The 20,163-nt window shown below is 61.9% G+C and carries 23 protein-coding genes; 14 read left to right on the forward strand and 9 right to left on the reverse strand.

Going from position 1 to position 20,163, the window contains the following annotated elements; all coding sequences use genetic code 11:
- The 5 genes from ACH2CW_RS16040 to ACH2CW_RS16060 form a co-directional block, all read right to left on the reverse strand.
- On the reverse strand, window positions 1-995 hold a 995-nt coding region (locus tag ACH2CW_RS16040), incomplete at its 3' end, for a TRAP transporter large permease (RefSeq protein WP_395059943.1).
- A gap of 21 nt (window positions 996-1,016) precedes the next feature.
- Window positions 1,017-1,526: a TRAP transporter small permease gene (locus ACH2CW_RS16045; RefSeq protein ID WP_395059945.1), complete on the reverse strand. Its 510-nt coding sequence runs from the start codon at window positions 1,524-1,526 to the stop codon at window positions 1,017-1,019.
- 102 nt (window positions 1,527-1,628) lie between these two features.
- Window positions 1,629-2,591, reverse strand: a complete 963-nt coding sequence (locus tag ACH2CW_RS16050; protein ID WP_395059947.1) for a TRAP transporter substrate-binding protein — start codon at window positions 2,589-2,591, stop codon at window positions 1,629-1,631.
- 13 nt (window positions 2,592-2,604) lie between these two features.
- Window positions 2,605-3,381, reverse strand: a complete 777-nt coding sequence (locus ACH2CW_RS16055) for a putative hydro-lyase (protein ID WP_395060033.1) — start codon at window positions 3,379-3,381, stop codon at window positions 2,605-2,607.
- A gap of 176 nt (window positions 3,382-3,557) precedes the next feature.
- A complete protein-coding gene (locus tag ACH2CW_RS16060; RefSeq protein WP_395059949.1) occupies window positions 3,558-4,478 on the reverse strand; it encodes a LysR family transcriptional regulator in 921 nt (306 codons plus the stop codon).
- A 119-nt stretch (window positions 4,479-4,597) separates the two neighbouring features.
- Here ACH2CW_RS16060 and ACH2CW_RS16065 point away from each other — a divergent pair, with 119 nt between their 5' ends.
- From ACH2CW_RS16065 to crcB, 10 genes are all read left to right on the forward strand, one after another.
- On the forward strand, window positions 4,598-5,563 hold the full coding sequence (locus ACH2CW_RS16065; protein ID WP_395059951.1) for a TRAP transporter substrate-binding protein: 966 nt from the start codon (window positions 4,598-4,600) through the stop codon (window positions 5,561-5,563).
- 9 nt (window positions 5,564-5,572) lie between these two features.
- Window positions 5,573-6,082 carry a TRAP transporter small permease gene (locus ACH2CW_RS16070; RefSeq protein WP_395059953.1) on the forward strand — a complete coding sequence of 170 codons (510 nt, stop codon included), beginning with the start codon at window positions 5,573-5,575 and terminating at the stop codon, window positions 6,080-6,082.
- 7 nt (window positions 6,083-6,089) lie between these two features.
- Entirely contained in the window at window positions 6,090-7,391 is a 1,302-nt protein-coding gene (locus ACH2CW_RS16075; protein WP_395059955.1) for a TRAP transporter large permease, read from the forward strand.
- A 90-nt stretch (window positions 7,392-7,481) separates the two neighbouring features.
- A complete protein-coding gene (locus tag ACH2CW_RS16080) occupies window positions 7,482-10,424 on the forward strand; it encodes a monovalent cation/H+ antiporter subunit A (protein WP_395059957.1) in 2,943 nt (980 codons plus the stop codon).
- Window positions 10,424-10,804, forward strand: a complete 381-nt coding sequence (locus ACH2CW_RS16085) for a Na+/H+ antiporter subunit C (protein ID WP_395059959.1) — start codon at window positions 10,424-10,426, stop codon at window positions 10,802-10,804. Before ACH2CW_RS16080 ends, ACH2CW_RS16085 begins: the two co-directional genes overlap by 1 nt.
- Window positions 10,801-12,498 carry a monovalent cation/H+ antiporter subunit D gene (locus tag ACH2CW_RS16090; RefSeq protein ID WP_395059961.1) on the forward strand — a complete coding sequence of 566 codons (1,698 nt, stop codon included), beginning with the start codon at window positions 10,801-10,803 and terminating at the stop codon, window positions 12,496-12,498. The genes ACH2CW_RS16085 and ACH2CW_RS16090 overlap by 4 nt, the downstream gene beginning before the upstream one ends.
- Window positions 12,498-12,989 carry a Na+/H+ antiporter subunit E gene (locus ACH2CW_RS16095; protein WP_395060035.1) on the forward strand — a complete coding sequence of 164 codons (492 nt, stop codon included), beginning with the start codon at window positions 12,498-12,500 and terminating at the stop codon, window positions 12,987-12,989. The genes ACH2CW_RS16090 and ACH2CW_RS16095 overlap by 1 nt, the downstream gene beginning before the upstream one ends.
- Window positions 12,986-13,264, forward strand: coding sequence for a K+/H+ antiporter subunit F (locus tag ACH2CW_RS16100; protein WP_395059963.1), 279 nt, complete (start codon window positions 12,986-12,988; stop codon window positions 13,262-13,264). The genes ACH2CW_RS16095 and ACH2CW_RS16100 overlap by 4 nt, the downstream gene beginning before the upstream one ends.
- On the forward strand, window positions 13,261-13,653 hold the full coding sequence (gene mnhG, locus ACH2CW_RS16105) for a monovalent cation/H(+) antiporter subunit G (RefSeq protein WP_395059965.1): 393 nt from the start codon (window positions 13,261-13,263) through the stop codon (window positions 13,651-13,653). Before ACH2CW_RS16100 ends, mnhG begins: the two co-directional genes overlap by 4 nt.
- A gap of 15 nt (window positions 13,654-13,668) precedes the next feature.
- Window positions 13,669-14,052 carry a fluoride efflux transporter CrcB gene (crcB, locus tag ACH2CW_RS16110; protein WP_395059967.1) on the forward strand — a complete coding sequence of 128 codons (384 nt, stop codon included), beginning with the start codon at window positions 13,669-13,671 and terminating at the stop codon, window positions 14,050-14,052.
- Window positions 14,053-14,150: 98 nt separating this feature from the next.
- Here the strand turns inward: crcB and ACH2CW_RS16115 are convergent, their stop codons facing one another.
- The 4 genes from ACH2CW_RS16115 to ACH2CW_RS16130 form a co-directional block, all read right to left on the reverse strand.
- Window positions 14,151-14,630, reverse strand: coding sequence for a GNAT family N-acetyltransferase (locus tag ACH2CW_RS16115; RefSeq protein ID WP_395059969.1), 480 nt, complete (start codon window positions 14,628-14,630; stop codon window positions 14,151-14,153).
- An 86-nt stretch (window positions 14,631-14,716) separates the two neighbouring features.
- On the reverse strand, window positions 14,717-15,115 hold the full coding sequence (locus tag ACH2CW_RS16120; RefSeq protein WP_395059971.1) for a hypothetical protein: 399 nt from the start codon (window positions 15,113-15,115) through the stop codon (window positions 14,717-14,719).
- 9 nt (window positions 15,116-15,124) lie between these two features.
- Window positions 15,125-15,331 carry a 2-oxoisovalerate dehydrogenase E1 subunit beta gene (locus tag ACH2CW_RS16125; protein ID WP_395059973.1) on the reverse strand — a complete coding sequence of 69 codons (207 nt, stop codon included), beginning with the start codon at window positions 15,329-15,331 and terminating at the stop codon, window positions 15,125-15,127.
- A gap of 123 nt (window positions 15,332-15,454) precedes the next feature.
- A complete protein-coding gene (locus ACH2CW_RS16130) occupies window positions 15,455-16,465 on the reverse strand; it encodes a LacI family DNA-binding transcriptional regulator (RefSeq protein ID WP_395059975.1) in 1,011 nt (336 codons plus the stop codon).
- Window positions 16,466-16,685: 220 nt separating this feature from the next.
- On the opposite strand from ACH2CW_RS16130, the gene ACH2CW_RS16135 reads away from it, so the two are divergent.
- From ACH2CW_RS16135 to ACH2CW_RS16150, 4 genes are read left to right on the forward strand one after another with little or no spacing between them, the layout of a single operon-like run.
- Complete coding sequence (locus ACH2CW_RS16135; protein ID WP_395059977.1) at window positions 16,686-17,459, forward strand: ABC transporter permease; 774 nt, start codon at window positions 16,686-16,688, stop codon at window positions 17,457-17,459.
- Window positions 17,456-18,235, forward strand: coding sequence for an ABC transporter permease (locus tag ACH2CW_RS16140; RefSeq protein WP_395059979.1), 780 nt, complete (start codon window positions 17,456-17,458; stop codon window positions 18,233-18,235). The genes ACH2CW_RS16135 and ACH2CW_RS16140 overlap by 4 nt, the downstream gene beginning before the upstream one ends.
- Window positions 18,236-18,274: 39 nt before the next feature.
- The gene (locus ACH2CW_RS16145) at window positions 18,275-19,072 is read left to right on the forward strand and encodes an ABC transporter ATP-binding protein (RefSeq protein WP_395059981.1); all 798 of its coding nucleotides are present in this window, start codon (window positions 18,275-18,277) and stop codon (window positions 19,070-19,072) included.
- A 25-nt stretch (window positions 19,073-19,097) separates the two neighbouring features.
- Window positions 19,098-20,156, forward strand: coding sequence for an ABC transporter substrate-binding protein (locus ACH2CW_RS16150; protein ID WP_395059983.1), 1,059 nt, complete (start codon window positions 19,098-19,100; stop codon window positions 20,154-20,156).
- Window positions 20,157-20,163 lie beyond the last annotated feature (7 nt).

The following is a 20,163-nucleotide window of genomic DNA, read 5'->3' on the forward strand; positions in this document are numbered from 1 at the left end:
AGCACGATGAAGAACACCACCAGCAGCAACATCAGGCTGAACGGTGCGAGCTGCAACCCCCCGATGAATTCCGCGAGATGCCGGGGCAGCCCGATGAAGCCCATCGCCAGTGTGAGGAACGCTGCGCCGGCCAGGATCAACCCGATCATGCAGTAGATGCGGCACGCGGCCACCAGACCTTCACGGAATTTGTCCCAGGTCAGCGACCGCTCGATGGCGGCCAGCACCAGCGAGCCGGCCACACCCAGAGCCGCAGCCTCGGTGGCCGTCGCAATACCGCTGTAAATCCCTCCCAGCACCACCACAATCAGCGAGACCACCGGGATCAGATGCCGTGAGGCATAAACCTTTCGCCCAAAACTCATGGCCGTGTCGGCAGCCGGGACTTTTTCCTTGTTCAGCAGCGCCCAGACCATGATGTAACCCATGAACAAGGCGGCCAGCATCAGGCCTGGGATCACACCGGCCAGAAACAGCTTGGCAATTGATACGTTGGCGGCGACGCCGTACACAATCATGATGATGGACGGCGGGATCAAGAGGCCCAGCGTGCCAGCGCCCGCGAGGGTTCCGATGGAAATATCGTCGGGGTAGCCGCGCTTCTTGAGCTCGGGCAAGGTGATCTTGCCGATGGTCGCGCAGGTGGCGGCCGACGAGCCGGAAATCGCCGCGAAGATGGTGCAACCGACCACGTTGATATGTAAAAGTCGCCCCGGCAAACGGTCCAGCCAGGGTGCCAGTCCCTTGAACATGCTGCTGGAAAGCTTGCTGCGAAACAATATTTCGCCCATCCACAAAAACAGCGGCAGCGCGGTCAGCGTCCAGCTGGAAGTCGAACCCCAGATGGTCAACATCATGCTGTCGCCGGCCGGGCGCGCGGTCAGCAGCTCCATGGCCAGCAGAGCCACAGCGAGCAGCGACAGGCCTATCCACAAACCGGAGCCCAATGCCACAAACAGCAGCACGATCAGCCCGAAAGCAATAACGATATCCATGGTGATCTTTCTTGAATCGGGCTATTCGATGTGGGCAGCATCACTGGGCACGGCAATGAAGTTGCCGCCCTGCCAGCGTTCAAGCAGAGCCTGCGCGAACGACAGCGCGAAGCCAAAACACCCCAGCACCATGGCAATTTGCGGAATCCACAGCGGTGAAGCATCGGCTGCCGGCGAGATGTCGTGGGTGGCATGGGACACCCACGCCAGCCGCCCCGCGTACCAGGCCATGTAAACGGTCAAAACCAGGCCTGCACCCAGCGACCACCATTCCAGGATATTGCGCACCCTTGGCGACACCCGGTCCAGCAGCAGCGTCACGCGGATGTGGTCGCCATGCTGCAGCGTGCCCGGCAGGGCCAGGAACAGCGCAGCGGCAATCGCGTAACCAGCGTAGGCATCGAGGCCGGCGATGTCCCAGTTGGCTTCGCGTGCCAGCACACCCAGCATGACGCTGCCGAAGGCCGCCAGCATGGCCAGGCAGGACAGCGCCATCAGCAGTTTGTAAAAATTCTGGACGAGTTTGCCCATGGCATGCTCCTGCACGGATTCGAAAAAAGACAAAAGAAGAAGGTGGCGGGTCGTCTGCCGCTGACGAACCCGCCTCGCCGCGCCACGCGGCAGTTGCGGGGCTTACTTCCTGCGGTAAGCGTCGACCACGGCCTGGCCTTCTGGGCCGGCGGTCTTGAGCCATTCGGCTGTCATGGTTTCGCCTATCGCGGCGAGTTCTTTCTTCACGCTGTCTGAAGGCGCAGCGATGGTCATGCCCTTGGCACCCAGTTCCTTGATGTACTCGCCGTCAAGCTTTTCGCTGGTGGCCCAGCCGCGCTCCTCGGCAGAGGCGGCGGCCTTGAGCAGCGCGTCCTGTGTGGGCTTGTCGAGGGCGTCAAACGCCTTCTGGCTCACCACCGTGGCATTGCGCGGCAACCAGGCGCTGACCGGGTAGAAGTACTTGACCTGCTCGTGCAGCTTGCTTTCCACGCCGCTGGCGCTGGAGGTCAGGAAGTTCTGCACGCCGCCCGTCGCGAGCGCCTGGCCAAGTTCGGCAAGCTGGATGGTGACGGGCTGGGCCTTGAGCAGTTGCGCAATGCGTGTGGTGGCCGGGTTGTAGGCGCGCATCTTGGTGCCCGCAAAGTCGGCTGGCGTCGTTATCGGTTTGAGCGAGTAGAGCGACTGGCCGGGCCAGGGCACGGTGAACAGCACCTTGACGCCTTGCGACGCGAGCAGTTTGTCCTGCGCCGGCTTGGCCGCTGTGTACAGGCGTTTGGCATCCCCGTAACTGGTGGCCAGGAAAGGGATGGAGTCCACGCCGAACAGCGGGTTTTCATTGGCGGCGCCGGACAGAATGAACTCCGCCGCCTGGACCTGGCCGGTCTGCACCGCGCGCTTGATCTCGTTGGCCTTGTACAGCGAGCCGCCGGGGTGCAACGTGATCTTGAGTTTGCCGCCGGTGAGCTGGTCCACCTCGTTGGCGAACTGCTGCACGTTTTGCGTCTGGAAGCTGTTGGCCGAATAACCGGTGGGCAAATCCCACTTGGTCTGGGCGCCGGCAAGCCCGGCACAGGCGATGCTCAAACCGAAAATAAGTGTCTTCATGAAAGGCTCCTGGTTAGAAACTGGCAAGTTGATGATTGAGAAGATCGGTGATCAGCATGGCGCCAGGCGCATGGGTGATGCAAAACGCGGGGCGCGCCTGGGTGACGGCGGCCTGCGGCGTGACGCCGCAAGCCCAGAACACGGGCACTTCGTCGGGCAGCACCTCGACGGCGTCACCGTAATCTGGCTGACCCAGGTCGTGGATGCCGATCAGCGCCGGGTCGCCGATATGCACGGGCGCACCATGCACATTCGGAAAACGCGAGGTGATCTGGATGGCGCGTATCGCATCGGCGGACTTGAAGGGCCGCATCGACACGACCATGGGGCCGTGGAAAATTCCGGCGCGTTCGGTGGCGATATTGCTGCGGTACATCGCGACGTTGCGCTGCTGTGCAATGTGGCGCAGGGGCAAACCGGCCTGCAACAGCGCCTCTTCAAACGAAAAAGAGCAGCCGATGACAAAGGTCACCAGGTCCTTGCGCCACAAGGCGCTGATGTCGGTTGGCATGTCCACCAGCTCGCCACCCTCCCAGACGCGGTAACGCGGCACGTCGGTGCAGATGTCGATGTCGGTACCCAGCCCCGGCAGTTGCGCCTGACCGGGTTCGGACACCGTCAACAAGGGACAGGGCTTGGGGTTGCGGTGGCAATAACGCAGAAAGTCATTGGCCTCGGCGGCCGGCAGGATGACCACATTGCCTTGCACATGCTCGCTGGCCAGCCCGCTGGTGTGCGCAGTCCAGCCACCCTTGCGAATGATGCCGCGCACATGTGCCGCGCTGCGTATGCCTTGGTCACCGAAGACCGAGAGTGCCGATGCGGCTGATTGCGACGATGTGCTCACCAGAAAATTCCCCGTTGCATGTGTCAATTGGATGACGATGGGCGAATTGTGTGAGTGTCTCCAGCGCCGGGCAAATTCAAAATATTTTGCTTACACCATCGAATTTTTCGATGCTGAAGTCAACTCAAGGGTTTACCTTTAGTCGTCTTTTTTGGTGCGTTTTTGGGGCGGCCCGCAAAACTCAGCGCTGACTGAACCACCGTTTCCACTGTCTTGGAGCTGGGATCGGTCCGGTAACTGGCATGGATGGGCAGGGACTGCAATTTCGCGTCACACGTCAATGGGCGCAGGCGTGCAAACCCGGTCAGCCGCTCGACCGCGGCACGCGGCAACAGGGCCACACCGAAGCCGCCCTGCACCAGTTGCACCATGGCCGAAATCGAGGAAATCGCATGCACCTTCTTGGGTTCCAGGTGATGCAGGCGAAACAGGTCGAGCAGCGTGACGTGCGGTTGCGAGCCTTTCTGGAAGGTCAGCAATTCCATTTCCGCCAGTTCAGCCAGCCTGTAATTTCTTTTTTTATGCAGGTCGGGGTGGCCGACAAAGACCATCTCCATGGTGGGCAATGCCTGGTTTCGCACACCGTCGCTGGAGGCCGGCAAGACCGCAAACACCAGGTCCAGCGTGCCACGCTGGATCAGGTCCACCAGAATGGGCGTGGTTTCCACCGTCAGTTCAAGCTCCAGGCCGGGGTGGTCAGCGCGCAGCTTCTCCAGCCAGGGGATCAGCCAGGAATGCAGCACCGACTCGATCGCGCCTATGCGCATGGACACCGCCATCGGCTGGCCCGAGCCCATCTCCAGCTTGACCTCCCGCTGCAACTCCAGCAACTTCTCGGCGTAGACCAGAAAACGCGCGCCGGCGCTGGTGAGCTTGAACTGTTTATCGCCGCGGTCCAGCAACAGCACGCCCAGCTCATCCTCCAGCGTGGCGATGCGGCTGGACATGGCTGACTGTGTCAGGTAGAGCTTTTCAGCGGCGCGCGAAATGCTTTTGAGCGAGGCTACCCAATAGAAAGCTTCAACAAACCGGAGATTCATGATCGTGGGCCCAGGGAGGTTGGCTTTTTTGGGGTATGTCCGGGGAACTGGCGCGGGATTTGCGTCTATCCTATCCAGACTTAGCGTCCTCAACCATCCTATTTGCCCAGGAGCTTTTCATGAAATTCAAACTTGCACTGATCGCCGCCGTTTTGAGCGTCGGCACCGCAGCCTTCGCCCAGACCAAATGGGACCTGCCTGCCGCCTACCCGGCCACCAACTTCCACAGTGAAAACCTGGTGCAGTTCGCCAACGATGTCGACAAGGCCAGCGCCGGCAAGCTCAAGATCACGGTCCACGCCAACGCTTCGCTGTTCAAGGCGCCCGAAATCAAGCGCGCCGTACAGGGCGGCCAGGCCCAGGCCGGCGAAATCCTGCTGGCCAACTTCCAGAACGAATGGCAAATCTTCGGCACCGACGGCCTACCCTTTTTGGCTGACAGCTACGACAGCTCCATGAAGCTTTATCAGGCGCAAAAACCCGCACTGGAGAAGAAGCTGGGCGAGCAGGGCCTGCAGCTGCTCTACGCGGTGGCGTGGCCTCCACAGGGCATCTACTCCAAGAAGCCGATCAACTCCGCCGCCGACCTCAAGGGCATCAAGTGGCGCGCTTACAGCCCGTCCACATCGCGCATTGCCGAGCTGGTCGGCGCGCAGCCGGTGACGGTCCAGGCCGCCGAATTTTCGCAGGCGCTGGCGACCGGCGTGGTGGAGTCCACCATGACTTCCGGCGCTACCGGCGTGGACAGCAAGCTGTACGAGCATCTCAAGTACTACTACGACACCCAGGCCTGGTTGCCCAAAAACGCCGTGATCGTCAACAAGGCAGCTTTTGACGCGCTGGACGCACCAACCAAACAGGCCGTGCTCAAGGCGGCAGCAGACGCCGAAACCCGCGGCTGGGCGGCCAGCCGCGGCGTCAACACAAGAACGCTGGAAACCCTCAAGGCCAATGGCATGCAGGTGCTGCCGCCCTCGGCTGCACTCAAGGCAGACATGAAAAAGGTCGGCGACACCATGCTCAAGGAATGGGTCGACAAGGCCGGCCCTGAAGGCCAGGCCATTGTTGAGAACTTCCGCAAGTAGGCTGCTGGCATGCGCAAGCTGCTAGACGGCCTTTACAACAGCGCCGCCGCCCTGGCGGCGCTTTTTATGGTGGGCCTGCTCGCCATGGTGCTGCTGTCCATCGTGAGCCGCCAGTTGCACTTTCATGTGCCAGGCACCGACGCCTACGCTGGCTACCTGATGGCCGCCAGCGGCTTTTTGGCGCTGGCCCACACACTCAAGCGTGGCGAGCACATCCGCGTGACGCTGCTGATCAATGCCCTCAAGGGAAGCGCCAAAAAAGCCATGGAAATCTGGGCGCTGACCACGGCCACCTTGCTGACGCTGCTGTTTGCCGTGTACAGCTGCAAACTGGCCTGGCAATCGCGCGCCTTCCACGACATCTCGACCGGCAGCGACGCCACGCCGCTGTGGATTCCTCAGCTTGCCATGGCCTTCGGCGCGGTGATCCTCCTGATCGCTTTCATTGACGAGCTGATATTGGAAATTCAGGGCCGACGCACCACGGTCACCAGCGGCGAAGCGCTGCGCAACGAATAGGGTTCTCATGAGTGATCTCGGCATTACCGCACTTCTGGTGCTTTCCCTGTTTCTGATTCTGGGCACCGGCGTCTGGATCGGCCTGACACTGTCGGGCGTGGCATGGATAGGCATGCAACTGTTCACCACACGCATGGCTGGCGACGCCATGGCCGTCACCATCTGGGGCTCGGCGTCGAGCTGGACACTGACCGCCCTGCCGCTGTTTGTCTGGATGGGTGAGATCCTGTTTCGCACCCGGCTTTCGCAGGACATGTTCAAGGGCCTGGCGCCGTGGATGCAGGCTTTGCCCGGACGCCTGCTGCACACCAATGTCGTCGGCTGCACGATTTTTGCGGCGGTATCAGGCTCCAGCGCAGCCACCTGCGCCACCATCGGCAAGATGACCCTGCCCGAACTCAAGCGCCGGGGCTATCCGGAACACATGATCATCGGCACGCTGGCCGGGGCCAGCACGCTTGGCCTGCTGATTCCGCCGTCCATCATCATGATTGTGTACGGTGTGTCGGCCGAAGTTTCGATTGCCAAACTGTTCATCGCCGGCGTATTGCCAGGCATCATGCTGGCGCTGCTGTTTTCCGGCTACATCGCGGTCTGGGCCTTGCGCAATCCGGAGCAGATCCCGGCCGCCGACGAAAAGACCACCCTGCTGCAAAAACTCTCGGCCTCGCGCGCATTGATTCCAGTGGTGTTGCTGATTGCCGGGGTGCTGGGCTCCATCTATACCGGCATTGCCACCGCCACCGAGGCGGCAGCCATCGGCGTGGTGGGCTCGCTGATCATCTCGGCGCTTCAGGGCTCCATGAACTGGGTCACTTTCCGCGATGCGCTGATGGGCGCCACACGCCTGTACTGCATGATTGCACTGATCCTGGCGGGCGCCGCGTTTTTGACCCTGTCCATGGGCTACATCGGCCTGCCGCGCCATCTTGCCGAATGGATAGGTTCACTGGGCCTGAGCCAGGGCCAGCTGATCCTGGCACTGACCTTCTTTTTCATCCTGCTCGGCTGCTTCCTCGACGGCATTTCCATGGTGGTCCTGACCATGGGCGTACTCATGCCCACCATCCAGAAAGCCGGCATCGATCCGATCTGGTTCGGCATCTTCATTGTGCTGGTCGTCGAGATGGCGCAGATCACACCGCCGGTCGGCTTCAACCTGTTCGTGCTGCAAGGCATGACGGGCAAGGAGCTGACCTGGATCGCCAAGGTCACGCTGCCCATGTTCTTCCTGATGTGCGCTGCCATCGCGCTGGTTTATGTCTTTCCCGGCATCGTGACCTGGCTGCCGCAGCAGATGAGTCGGTAGCAGTCTGCGGCCCAGCCGCGCAGTGATACCCCTGCCGACCTGCGGTTTTGAGCCGCACCGGCCAGGGCCCCGTCTATAGAATCAGGAGACATGCTCCTTCTCCTGCTTGTTCTGCCTTTTCTTGCCAGCGTGATCGCGGCCGCGCTGCCGGCCAACGCGCGCAACCGGGAATCGACACTGGCAGGTCTGGTCGCGCTCGGATGTGCGCTGCAGGTCGCCTGGCTGTTTCCCCAACTGGCCGGCGGCAATGTGATCCGCGAAGAAATCGAATGGGTGCCGGAGCTGGGTCTGAATCTTGTGCTGCGCATGGACGGCTTCGCCTGGCTGTTCTGCATGCTGGTGCTCGGCATCGGCGCGCTGGTGGTGCTGTACGCGCGTTACTACATGTCCGCGTCGGACCCGGTGCCCCGCTTTTTCTCATTTTTCCTGGCCTTCATGGGCGCCATGATCGGCGTGGTGCTGTCGGGCAACCTGGTGCAGATGGTGATGTTCTGGGAACTCACCAGCCTGTTTTCCTTCCTGCTGATCGGCTACTGGCACCACCGGCGCGACGCGCGACGCGGCGCGCGCATGGCGCTGACAGTCACGGGGGCCGGCGGCTTGTGCCTGCTGGCCGGCGTGCTGGTGCTGGGGCGCATCACCGGCACCTATGACCTGGACCTGGTGCTGGCCTCGGGCGACGCCATCCGCGCCCACCCGCTGTACCTCACCGTGCTGGTGCTGGTGCTGCTCGGCGCCTTCACCAAAAGCGCGCAGTTTCCGTTTCACTTCTGGTTGCCACGCGCCATGGCGGCGCCCACCCCAGTGTCGGCCTATTTGCATTCGGCCACCATGGTCAAGCTCGGTGTGTTCCTGATGGCGCGGCTGTGGCCGGTCCTGTCGGGCACCGAGCAATGGTTCTGGCTGGTCAGCGGTGCCGGTGCCATCACCTTGCTGCTGGGCGGCTTCATTGCCATGTTCCAGCGCGACCTGAAGGCGCTGCTGGCGTATTCAACGATTTCGCACCTCGGGCTGATCACCCTGCTGCTCGGGCTCAACAGCCCACTGGCTGCCGTGGCTGCCGTCTTCCACATCATGAACCACGCGACCTTCAAGGCCTCACTGTTCATGGCCGCCGGCATCATCGACCACGAAACCGGCACGCGCGATATTCGCAAGCTCAGCGGCCTGATGCGGCTGATGCCCATCACCGGCACGCTGGCCGTGATTGCCAGCGCTTCGATGGCTGGGGTGCCGCTGCTCAACGGATTTCTGTCCAAGGAAATGTTTTTCGCCGAAACCGTCTACATCCAGACCACCCTCTGGATCAACTGGGGACTGCCCGTCATCGCCACCGTGGCCGGCATGTTCAGCGTCGCGTATTCGGCGCGTTTTGTGTTTGATGTTTTTTTTGGCCCGCCTTGTGGCAACCAGGTGCCGCGCACACCGCATGAGCCGCCGCACTGGATGCGTGTGCCGGTCGAATTGCTGGTGCTGGTCTGCCTGGTGGTGGGTGTCGCACCGCACTGGTCAGTCGGTCCGCTGCTGGCCGAGGCGGCCCGGCCGGTGGTCGGCGGCACTCTGCCGGCGTACAGCCTGGCGGTCTGGCACGGTTTCAACCTGCCGCTGGTCATGAGTTTTATCGCGATGGCCGGTGGCGCCGCCCTGTACCTGCTCCAGCGTCGCGGCCGTGCGCACGGTTACCTGGCGCACACACCGCTGCTGCATCACTTTGACGGCCAGCGCATCTTCGAGAACATGCTGGCACGCCTGAGCGAGATCGGCCGGCGCAGCCGCTACCTGCTGGCCACCCGGCGCCTGCAGTCGCAACTGCTGATCCTGCTGGTGATCGCCATAGCGGGTGCTGCAGCCGCACTGTGGCTGGTCCCTGTCAAGCCCGGCCAGCGCGCACCTCTCGCCTTCTCCACGATGTTTGCCATGACCTGGGTCATAGGCGCGGTCTGCGCCGTCGCTGCCGCATGGCAGGCCAAGTTTCACCGCCTCGCCTCCCTGATGCTGGCGTCTGGCGCCGGCCTGGTCTGCTGCACCACCTACATCTGGTTTTCGGCGCCCGACCTGGCACTGACGCAGCTGGTGGTGGAAGCCGTGACCACGGTGCTGCTGCTGCTGGGCCTGCGCTGGCTGCCCATGCGCAGGGTGACGATCCAGCCCTTGCGGACCCGCGTGAGCCTGTGGGGCAGGCGCGGCCGCGATCTGGCCGTCGCCATTGCCGCCGGCGCTGGCATGGCAACCTTGTCCTGGACCGTGATGACACGGCGTTTTCCGGAAAGCATTTCCCCCTTCTTTCTTGATCGCGCGCTCACCGAAGGCGGCGGCACCAATGTGGTCAACGTCATGCTGGTGGACTTTCGCGGGTTTGACACCTTCGGCGAAATCACCGTGCTCGGCATCGTGGCGCTCACGGTGTACGCATTGCTGCGCCGCTTCCGGCCGGCGCTGGAGTCCATGGCCCTGCCGGCGCAGCAACGCGCACAGGCCGACGATGGCAGCAGTGACCTGCTGAACCCGCGTCGCGCCGTGGACACTGCCATCGGCTACCTGATGGTACCGGCCGTGCTGGTGCGGCTGCTGTTGCCTGTTTCGGTGCTGGTGTCGGTGTACTTCTTTCTGCGCGGACACAACGCGCCAGGCGGCGGTTTTGTGGCCGGCCTGGTGATGTCGGTCGCGCTGCTGCTGCAATACATCGTCTCGGGCACCGAGTGGGTGGAAGAACACCTGCGCATCTACCCGCGCCGCTGGATCGCCCTTGGCCTGCTGCTGGCGCTGGTCACCGGTGGCGGCGCCGTGGTGCTGGGCTACCCTTTCATGACCACCCACACCGCCCACCTGCATCTGCCGCTGATCGGCAGCCTTCATGTGCCCAGCGCACTGTTTTTCGACATGGGTGTGTTCTCCATCGTGCTCGGCGCCACCATGCTGATTCTCACGGCGCTGTCGCACCAGTCGGTGCGCAGCCACCGCTGGGTGGAAGAACAAGATGAGCGGCAGGCTGCCGCCGCCGCGAAGGCCCAAGCCGCCGGAGCGCCTGTCTGATGGAAATCGTGCTCGCCCTCGGCATTGGCGTGCTCACCAGCTCGGGGGTGTACCTGCTGCTGCGCCCGCGCACCTTCCAGGTCATCATGGGTTTGACCCTGATTTCCTACGCCGTCAACCTGTTCATTTTCAGCATGGGCCGCCTCAAGGTCGACAGCGAGCCGGTGCTGGTGACCGGTATCACGGCCACACTGGCCAACACCGCCGATCCGATGCCGCAGGCGCTGGCATTGACAGCCATCGTCATCGGTTTTGCGATGACGGCGCTGTTCCTGGTGGTGATGCTGGCCTCGCGTGGCCTGGCTGGCACCGACCATGTGGATGGCAAGGACGAGACCGCAGACGACACCAGCGTGCATGTGAAAGGTGCGCCGGAATGAACGAACTGCTGCGCTGGCTGGACACACTGCTCGAAGCCACCATGCCGCACCTGGTCGCGGTGCCTATTCTCGTCCCGATGCTGACCGCCGCGCTGATGCTGATGCTGGGCGAGCACCGGCGCAAGACCAAGGCGGCGTTCACCGTGGCCTCCGGACTGGTCGGCATGCTGGCCGCGTTGGCCTTGCTACGCTGGGTCAATGCGGTCGACACCGGAACAGGTCCTGGTTCCATCGGCGTTTACCTGCCCGGCAACTGGCGCGCGCCCTTCGGTATTGTGCTGGTGGCCGACCGTCTGTCCACGCTGATGTTGGCCTTGACCGGCGTCATCGCGTTTGCGGTGTCGATTTATTCGACGTCGCGCTGGGACCGCGCGGGTGTGCATTTCCACCCGCTGCTCCAGTTGCAGCTGATGGGGCTCAACGGTGCCTTCCTGACCGGCGACCTGTTCAACCTGTTTGTATTTTTCGAGGTCATGCTGGCGGCCTCGTATGGCCTGCTGCTGCATGGCTCGGGGCGACTGCGGGTCGGCGCCGGGCTGCACTACATCGCCATCAACCTGGCCGCCTCATCGCTGTTTCTGGTCGGTGCGGCGCTGCTTTACGGCGTCACCGGCACACTCAACATGGCCGACCTCGGCCTGCGCATTGCCCGGCTTGATGGGGCCGACCGCGGCCTGGTGCATGCGGCGGCAGCAATTCTGGCAACAGCATTTTTTGCCAAGGCCGGCGCCTGGCCGCTCAACTTCTGGCTGGTGCCGGCCTACAGTGCGGCAGTTGCGCCCGTCAGCGCCGTGTTTGCGCTGCTGACCAAGCTCGGCATCTACACCGTGCTGCGCCTGTGGACCGTGCTGTTCGCGCCGGACACCGGCGAGTCAGCGCAGTTTGGTCAGGAGATCCTGCTGGCCATTGGCCTGTCCACCCTGTTTGTCAGCGCGCTCGGCATCACCGGTACGCAGCGCCTGTCGCACCTGGCGGGTTACGCCGTGCTGATCTCGGCCGGCACGCTGCTGACCGCCATCGGCCTGGGCCAGCCCGCCGTCTGGGCCGGCGCCCTGTACTACCTGCTGAGCTCGACGCTGGCAGCCAGCGCTTTTTTCCTGTTGATCGACATGATCGAGCGCTGGCGCAATGCGGGCGCCAGCGTGGCACCGCATGAACAGGCAGGTGATGCCCCGTTTTTGTCGGAAGACCTGAGCGCCACAGCCGACGTGAACCTCGACGATGAACAGCAGGCACTCTACGGCCGCGCCATTCCGGCGGGGATTGCCTTCCTGGGCCTGGGTTTTGTGGCCTGCACGCTGTTGCTGGCCGGCCTGCCACCGCTGTCGGGTTTTATCGGCAAGTTCGCGATGTTGTCTGCCCTGCTGGATACGCCAGAGGTTTCACCGGCGAACTGGAGCTTCCTGGCGCTGCTGCTGCTGTCCGGCTTTTTAACGCTGGTGGCGCTGAGCCGGGCCGGCATTCGCTATTTCTGGACGCAGCCCATGACCAGCATGCCTGCCTTGCGCGCACTGGAGGTGTTGCCGGTCGCTGCACTGCTGGCGGCCAGTGTGGCTCTGAGCATCGAAGCCGGCCCCGTCATGCACCACGCGGGCGATACCGCGCGGGGCCTGTACAAACCCCATGCCTACCGAAACGCTGTGATGAACGCACGGCAGGTGCCCAACCCCCCTGCGCGCAAGGTGTCGCCATGATGCGCCGCTGGCTGCCGTCGCCGTCGCTGTCGCTGGCGCTGTTTGGCATCTGGCTGTTGCTGAACCAGACGCTGGATGCCGCCACCCTGTTGATGGCTGCCGTTCTTGCGGTGGTGGTCCCCTTGCTAACCCGAAGCCTGCGGCCCGCCACCGTGCGCCTGCGCAAGCCCGGCGCGGCCCTTCGCCTGGTTTGGCGCGCACTGGCTGACATGTTGCACTCAGCGCTGACCGTTGGGAAATTGCTGCTGACCCGCCGCACCGCAGATATCAAAAGCAGCTTTGTCGAAATTCCCCTGACGCTGCGCGACCCGAATGCACTCGCGATGCTCGCCATGATCTGTTGCCTGACACCGGGCACCGCGTGGGGGGAGCTGTCGTTTGACCGTTCCCGGCTGCTGCTGCATGTGTTTGACCTGAAAGACGAGGCGACTTTCATCGCGCTGATCAAAGAGCGTTATGAAGCCCCGCTGATGGAGATTTTTGAATCATGAGCGACTTTCTTTTCTGGGGCCTGAAACTCGCCCTGTTTCTGCTGGCCGTGGCCATGTTGTGTGCCGCGGCCAGACTCCTGATCGGCCCGACTGCGCAGGACCGCGTGACCGCACTCGACTGCCTCTACATCAACGGCATGCTGATGATGCTGGTGCTGGGCATTGTGTATGCCAGCAATGTGTACTTTGAAGCTGCCATGCTGATCGCACTGTTCGGTTTTATCGGCTCCACCGTGATGGCCAAGTTTTTACTGCGCGGCGAGGTGATCGAATGAGCACCGCGCTACCGCTCTGGGCCGAAGTCCTCACCGCGGTGTTTGCGGTTCTGGGCGCGGCCTTCGCGGCCATCGGCTCCTTCGGGCTGGTGCGGCTGCCGACCTTTTTTCAGCGCATCCATGCGCCCACCCTGGGCGCGACGGCCGGCGTGTGGTGCATCACCATCGCCACCGTCATCTATTTTTCGGTTCAGGGCCAAAACCTTTTTCTGCACGCCGTGTTGATCACGCTGTTTGTCGCCCTGACCGCACCGGTGACGACGATTTTTCTGGTGCGCGCGGCGCTGTTTCGCGAGCGGCAAAAAGGCGGTGATGTACCGCCGGCCGCGCTGTCGTCCGAATCCCCACCGCCTGATGTCGGCACGCCCACCGGGCCGCGCGACCGCTAACCGGAGGCCGCTGCAATGCTTGCCGTTCTTGCCATCTGCGTCGGTGCATGCGTGGGCGCTCTCGCGCGCTGGGGACTGGGCCTCTGGCTCAATCCCGGCGGACTGATCCCGTGGGGAACCGTCGCCGCCAACCTGCTGGGCGGCTACCTGGTCGGCGTCTGTGTCGCCACCTTCCAGCACCTGCCGCAACTGGAGCCGGTCTGGCGCCTGCTGCTGATCACCGGCTTTCTGGGTGCGCTGACCACCTTCTCAACTTTTTCAGCCGAAGTCGTCGGCATGCTGCAGCATGAGCGCTACGCTGCAGCCTTTGGCACGGCCGCGCTGCACCTGTTCGGCTCGCTGCTGCTGACTGTGGCCGGCATCAAGAGCGCTCTGTTTTTAATAGCTTCCCGCGCTTAGCGGGTTTGGGCTTGAGGCCGATCTCTCCGATAAAAAGGGCTCTTGCCAAGCGACCTCTGAAAACCCCTGAGTGCCGACCAGCGAATCGCGCTCCCCAGTCAGCGCCCATCCGCAAGGACTTTTTCAGCGTTTCCATGGCGGTGGTACATGAAAAACTGTGCATCTTTGTGCCAGCCTTGGGCTTCGTAAAGCGCTTGTCCTGGCGTGTTGCCCATGGCCACGTTCAGCGTCATTCGCGCGGCCCCGTGCGCCCAGGCGTATCCCTCCAGCGCGACCAACAACCGCGACGCCACGCCCTTGCGACGACCCATTTCATGGACAAACAGGTCGTTCAGAATAAATACCCTGGCCAGTGCCGTTGACGAATAGCTGGGATAAAGCTGCGCAAACCCCAAGGGTGTGGTCCCTTCGTGAGCCATGAAAACGACAGACTCACCATGGTCGAACCTCGCCTGCAGAAAAGAGCGCGCGGCAGGCAGGTCACTTTGCCGGCCCTGAAAAACGCGATATTGATCAAACAATCCCGACAGTTCCTCCAGGTCGGAAAAAATCGCCTGGCGGACAGTGATGCTGCTCATGGCGCGTAATCTCCGTGTGGGGTGAAGGCTAACGCTGCAGGCTGGCGGATGGAAAGGTCAAACGGCATGGCGATCCAACGGCCAGACTACTCTTTGGGTCGCCAAAACAGACACACACTGGCAAAGAACAGCATGAACACAAAATCGTTCAAGCCATAAATACTGTAGAAGGCGCCGGCAAAAAAATCTTTGGCATATAGCTGCGACAGACTGTTCTCAAAAAGCCACCTGGCCCAAACCACGACATACACCAGCTTTTCGACCGCAAAGGCAGCCATCAGCCATTTGAGGTCTGAACGGATGGCGGCTGCGCCCAGATAAGCCAGACCCCACACCACAATCATCAGAAGCCCGAAATTTGACATCACCACCGGGTCGGCATCGTTGATCGCCGAGTTGGTGAATGCCCGCGAAAACACAAGGACCCCGCCGATGTTCATCAGCCCAGCTGCAACAAGGCCCTTTTTGACGAAATTAGTGGTCACGCGGCAATCTCATCTTTTTTTCCAGGCGGACAACCGCTCACCACGAACGGGGTGCAGCCGAAGGACTTTGGAAAACATATCTTTGTCAAAGTGGCAATGCACCGCGTCCGCTACTGCGATGCGCAGCTCTGCTTCCGTAAAAATGGGTTCGACCAATCCACGGGCGGTAAGTCCCCCTTTGGGAGCCTGCTGGACCACAAAAACAATATCGCTCATGTTGATCTCCTGAAAGGATCAAGTCCGAGACAGACTGAGCCGCCTACCGGAGAGAAGATATCCTGTCGTTTCACATAACAGAGTATGCCTTCAAGCTCAAGTCAAGGCACAGCCTCCCTTTCATCATCGCCGACCCGGTGGGGCCGTGCTGCCGCGAACCACCAGTTCGAACGGAAGCAGCGACTGGGCTGCAATGGCGTCTCCCGCAATGGCCGAAAGCACGCTTTGCGCCGTAATGCGCCCGAGGTCTTGCGTAGGCAGGTGGATGGTCGTAAGACCGGGATTCAGGGCTTCGGCCAGTTCATGGTTGTCCATGCCGCAAATCGAAAGCTGGCGAGGCACGCCCAGGCCCAGACGCTGCGCCTCCAGCAGCGCCCCGGCGGCCAGCAGGTCATTTCCACAGAAGATGGCCGTCGGCGGCTGTCGAGCCCCCATGAGCGCGCGCAGACCAGACCGCCCGCCGTTGAGGTTGAATATCTGTTCACTGAGAAGGCTGGGCGGCAGCTTCAAGCCCACCCGCTTCAGCGCCTGGCGCACCCCCTCGATGCGGCTGCGCGCGCGGTCATTGTGCGACGTGAGCCCGGAGATGACCCCTATTCGTTGGTGCCCCAACGCCAGCAAGTGCTCAGTAGCCATGCGGGCGGCGGCTTCATTGTCAAAGCCAATAGAAGGAAGGCGCGGCTCGCACGACCAAGTCAGAAGCGTGGGTTTGCCCCAAACGCGCAACATTCTCCACAGACCAGACGCGTGGTCGGTACCCACCAGCACCAAAGCGTCCACGCCGCGCTGTTGCAGCACACGCACCACTTCCAGTTCAATTGCCGGGTCGTACTCATGACTGGCCACCAGCAACTGATAACCAGCGCGCGCCAACGTGGTTTGCATAGCCTGGGTGCTGCGCGCAAAAATCGCGTGGTCAAGCGTGGGGATCACGCAGCCGACGGTATGGGTGCGGCCTGAAGCCAGTGCGCGCGCAGCGGCATCGGGCTGGTAGTCGAGCTGTCGGACTGCAGCCATCACCCGCTCGCGCGTGCTGGCGCGCACGAGCTCCGGCCGGCTTAACACGCGCGAAACTGTAGCGGTGGACACGCCCGCAGCCTGCGAAACCTCCTCCAGGGTGATGCGCTGATTCATACCCAGAGCATGCCACAACGCGCTTAAAACCCGTTAAAAATGCAAGCGCTTACGAACGTTGTCTAGGTGTTTTCCAGCAATCTCATCGTAGAACGGACTTTGGTTCTTGACAATAGATCAAAATGGAATCATATTTACTGCAAGCGCTTACATTTTTAGCGCATCTGTTTGTTCCCGGCTAAACAAAGGATGTCACGTGGCCCTGGCGCACCGAAGCAGCATGCGAAGAACCGTTGTCGGCATGGCAACGGTGCTGGCTTTGCTGCTGCTGTGGTACCTGACCACCACGGTCACTGGTCTTATCAACCCCTCACGGTTTCCGCGCCCTGATCAGGTCTGGGAGGCATTCAGCTTCATCCAGACAGAAGGTTATGGAAACGGCAAACTGCATCAGCATGTGCTGCACAGCCTGCTTCTCGTCGCCATGGGATTTTCGGTCGCTGTGGGTGTGGGTGTGCCACTGGGCTTGCTGATGGGCTATTCGCGCCGGGCCGAGGCTCTGCTCAACCCCGCCTTCCTGCTGCTGCGCCCGATACCGCCCCTGGCCTGGATTCCACTAGCCATCGTGTGGCTCGGACTTGACGATGCCTCCAAAGTGCTGGTGATCTTTGTGGCGGCCTTTGTCCCTTCGGTCATCAACAGCTACACGGGCGTACGCAATATCGAGACACCGGTGATGGAGGCGGCAAAAATGCTGGGCACCAGGGGCTGGCGCATGGTCGCGGAAGTGCTGGTGCCGGGCAGCCTCCCGATGATTTTCACCGGGTTGCGGCTTTCCTTGCAGGCCAGCTGGACGACTCTGGTGGCCGCCGAGCTGATCGGCGCGCTGTACGGACTGGGCAGCATCCTGAATCAGGCCTCGCAAGACATCTTTCCGGCAATGATTCTGGTGGCCATGGCTTTCGTGGGAATTTGCGGTGCGGTCACCACATGGCTGCTTGGACAGCTCGAAACCCGTGTCATGCCCTGGCGCCAAGGGCGGGTGGTGGAATGAACGAGAAGCTGTCACGTGCGCAGTTCTGGCGTCTCACGGCCATTGGCGCATTCGCTTTCTTCGCTTTCTGGTACCTGGCACGCATACTGCATTTCGCGCCGCCGCAGTTTCTGCCGATGCCGCACGAGGTACTCGCAAAACTGATCGATCTCTTGCACATCCCGTTTGCAGGCGCAACGCTGGAAGACCACATGCTTTCCAGCCTGCGACGATTTGGCATGGGCTTTGGTCTGGCCGCACTGATCGGCGTGCCGCTGGGCCTGGCGATGGGATGGTTTCGGCTGTTGGACGACATTGTCACGCCGCTGTTTGACGGCTTGCGATTCATCGCGCCGGTGGCTTGGGTGCCGTTTGCCGCTCTCTGGTTTGGCACCGGCATCGGCGGTCCCACACTCATCATTTTTGCCGGCGCCTTCCCGCCCTGTCTGATCAACGCCTACCGCGGTGCGAAGAATGTGGACGTTCGATTTCTGGAAGCAGCCAGCATGCTGGGCGTGGGCAACTTCAGGACGATCACGGAGGTGTTGTTCCCTGCCGCCGTTCCGTCCATCATCGCGGGCCTGCGCATCGGTGCGGGCCTGGGATGGATGTCTCTGGTGGGTGCCGAGCTCATTGTGGCCAGCAGCGGGATGGGAAACCTCATCGTCCGTGCCCAAAGCGCGGTGGCCACCGACACCGTGATGGCTGGAATGATTGCCATTGGTCTGGTGGGCGTGGTGATCGATGTGCTGATCCGCCGGCTGGAGCGTCAGTTGCTCAAGCACCGCAATAGCTGACACCCTGGAATATTCGCCGATACCGAAAGACCTAAGTACATGGCAACCATCGAGTTCAAAGACGTCACGCGGATTTTTCAGCGCGATGGCAAAGACTTTCAGATCCTGGAAGACATCAACCTTGTGGTGCAGGATCAGGAGTTTGTTGCCATCGTTGGCCCATCCGGCTGCGGCAAGACCACCTGCATGCGTATGGCCGCCGGGCTGGAGTTTCCGAGCACTGGCAGCGTGAAGGTGAGCGACCAGGAAGTCACGGAACCCGGCCCGGATCGCGCGGTGGTTTTCCAGCAGTTCGCCCTGTTCCCCTGGAAGTCAGTACACGAGAACATCGACTTTGGCCTGCGCAGCAAAGGCTTGCCCAAGGCGGAACGCGCGCAACTCATAGCCCACTATGTGGACCTGATGAACCTCAAAGGGTACGAAAGTGCCTATCCGCATCAGCTGTCGGGTGGCATGCAGCAGCGCGTGGCGATTGCGCGGGCTTACGCGCTCAACCCCCAGGTGCTGCTGATGGACGAGCCTTTCGGGGCGCTTGATGCGCAAACCCGGGTCGTGATGCAGGAAGAACTGGTCAAGCTCGCCCGTAAAAATCCACGCACTGTACTTTTCATCACGCACGCGGTGGAAGAAGCGGTGTACCTGGCCGACCGGGTCGTGATCATGACCAGCCGCCCTGGCAAGGTCAAGGAAATTCTTGATGTGAAGTCGGTCCGCGAAGCGGACGACTGGGAACGTCACAGCAAGATCGAAGACGTGATGGACCTGGAAAGTTTTGTTCATCTGCGTACCCGCATCTGGAAGTCCCTGCGTGAAGAGCACGCCGGCACAGATCATTGAACCCCAACCGAAAAGGAGAAACGACATGAAAAAATCCATCGTGGCAGCCGCAGTTGCTCTGGGCGTTGCATTCGGAGTCGCCAGTGTGGCCCAGGCCCAAGCGCTGACCCCCATCAAGATCAGCTACCAGCCTTCCTTGTACTGGGCGCTGCCCTTTCACATCGCGACTGAAAAGGGGTGGTGGAAAGAGGTGGGTCTGGCGCCCGAATTCTCGGTCTTCCCGGCCGGTGTGCCACAAATTGCCGCATCGGCGGCCGGCTCCTGGGACGTAGGCGGAACCGGCTCCGTGCCAGCCGTACTCGGTCATGTGCGCTTCGGCATCAAGACCATCGGTTTGACCAACGACGAATCAGCAGCCAACGGGCTGGTGGGCAGCGGCAAGGCGGCCGCCGACTTCGCCAGGGACCCTGCGGCTGCACTGCGCGGCAAGACGATCACGCTGACCCAGAACTCCACGGCCGACTTCGCGGTACAGGCCTGCCTGAAGAAATACGGCCTGAAAAAGGCGGATGTCGTGATGAAGAACATGGGTCAGGCCGAGATCATCTCCGCGCTTTCGTCCAACAACTCCGACCTCGCCGGTATGTGGGCGCCCAACACCTACACGGTAGAGGAAAAGGCCGGTGCCAAAATGTTGTGCAGCGGCAAGGACAGCGGCGCCATCGTCCCCGGTGCGTTGATCGCGCGCGGTGACTACGCAAAACAAAACCCGCAAAACGTGGCGAAGTTTCTGGCGGTATACCTGCGCGCTTGGAGTTGGATGGGGGTGAACCGCCCCGAGGCGATCCGGATGATGAAGGACTTCTATGCCAAGGGCGGCGTGACCATCAGCGACGCGGCCATGAACAAGGAATTCGAGACCCGTCCGACCTTTACTTTGACACAGCAACTTAAGACCATGGAGCGTTCAGGCAGCGCCGCCAACTCCACAATGGACGGCTGGTTCACTGAGCTCTCCGGGTTCATGCGCGAGACCGGGGCCGTGCAGCAGGTGCCTAACGTCGGCGACTTCGTCACCGACGAGTACATGAAGCTGGTGCAGGCCGACCCCAAGCTGCGCGAGCTTGCCAACTCAACCCGGTAAACACCCT

It is taken from the genome of Polaromonas sp., assembly GCF_043778355.1.
GTDB lineage: Bacteria > Pseudomonadota > Gammaproteobacteria > Burkholderiales > Burkholderiaceae_C > Polaromonas.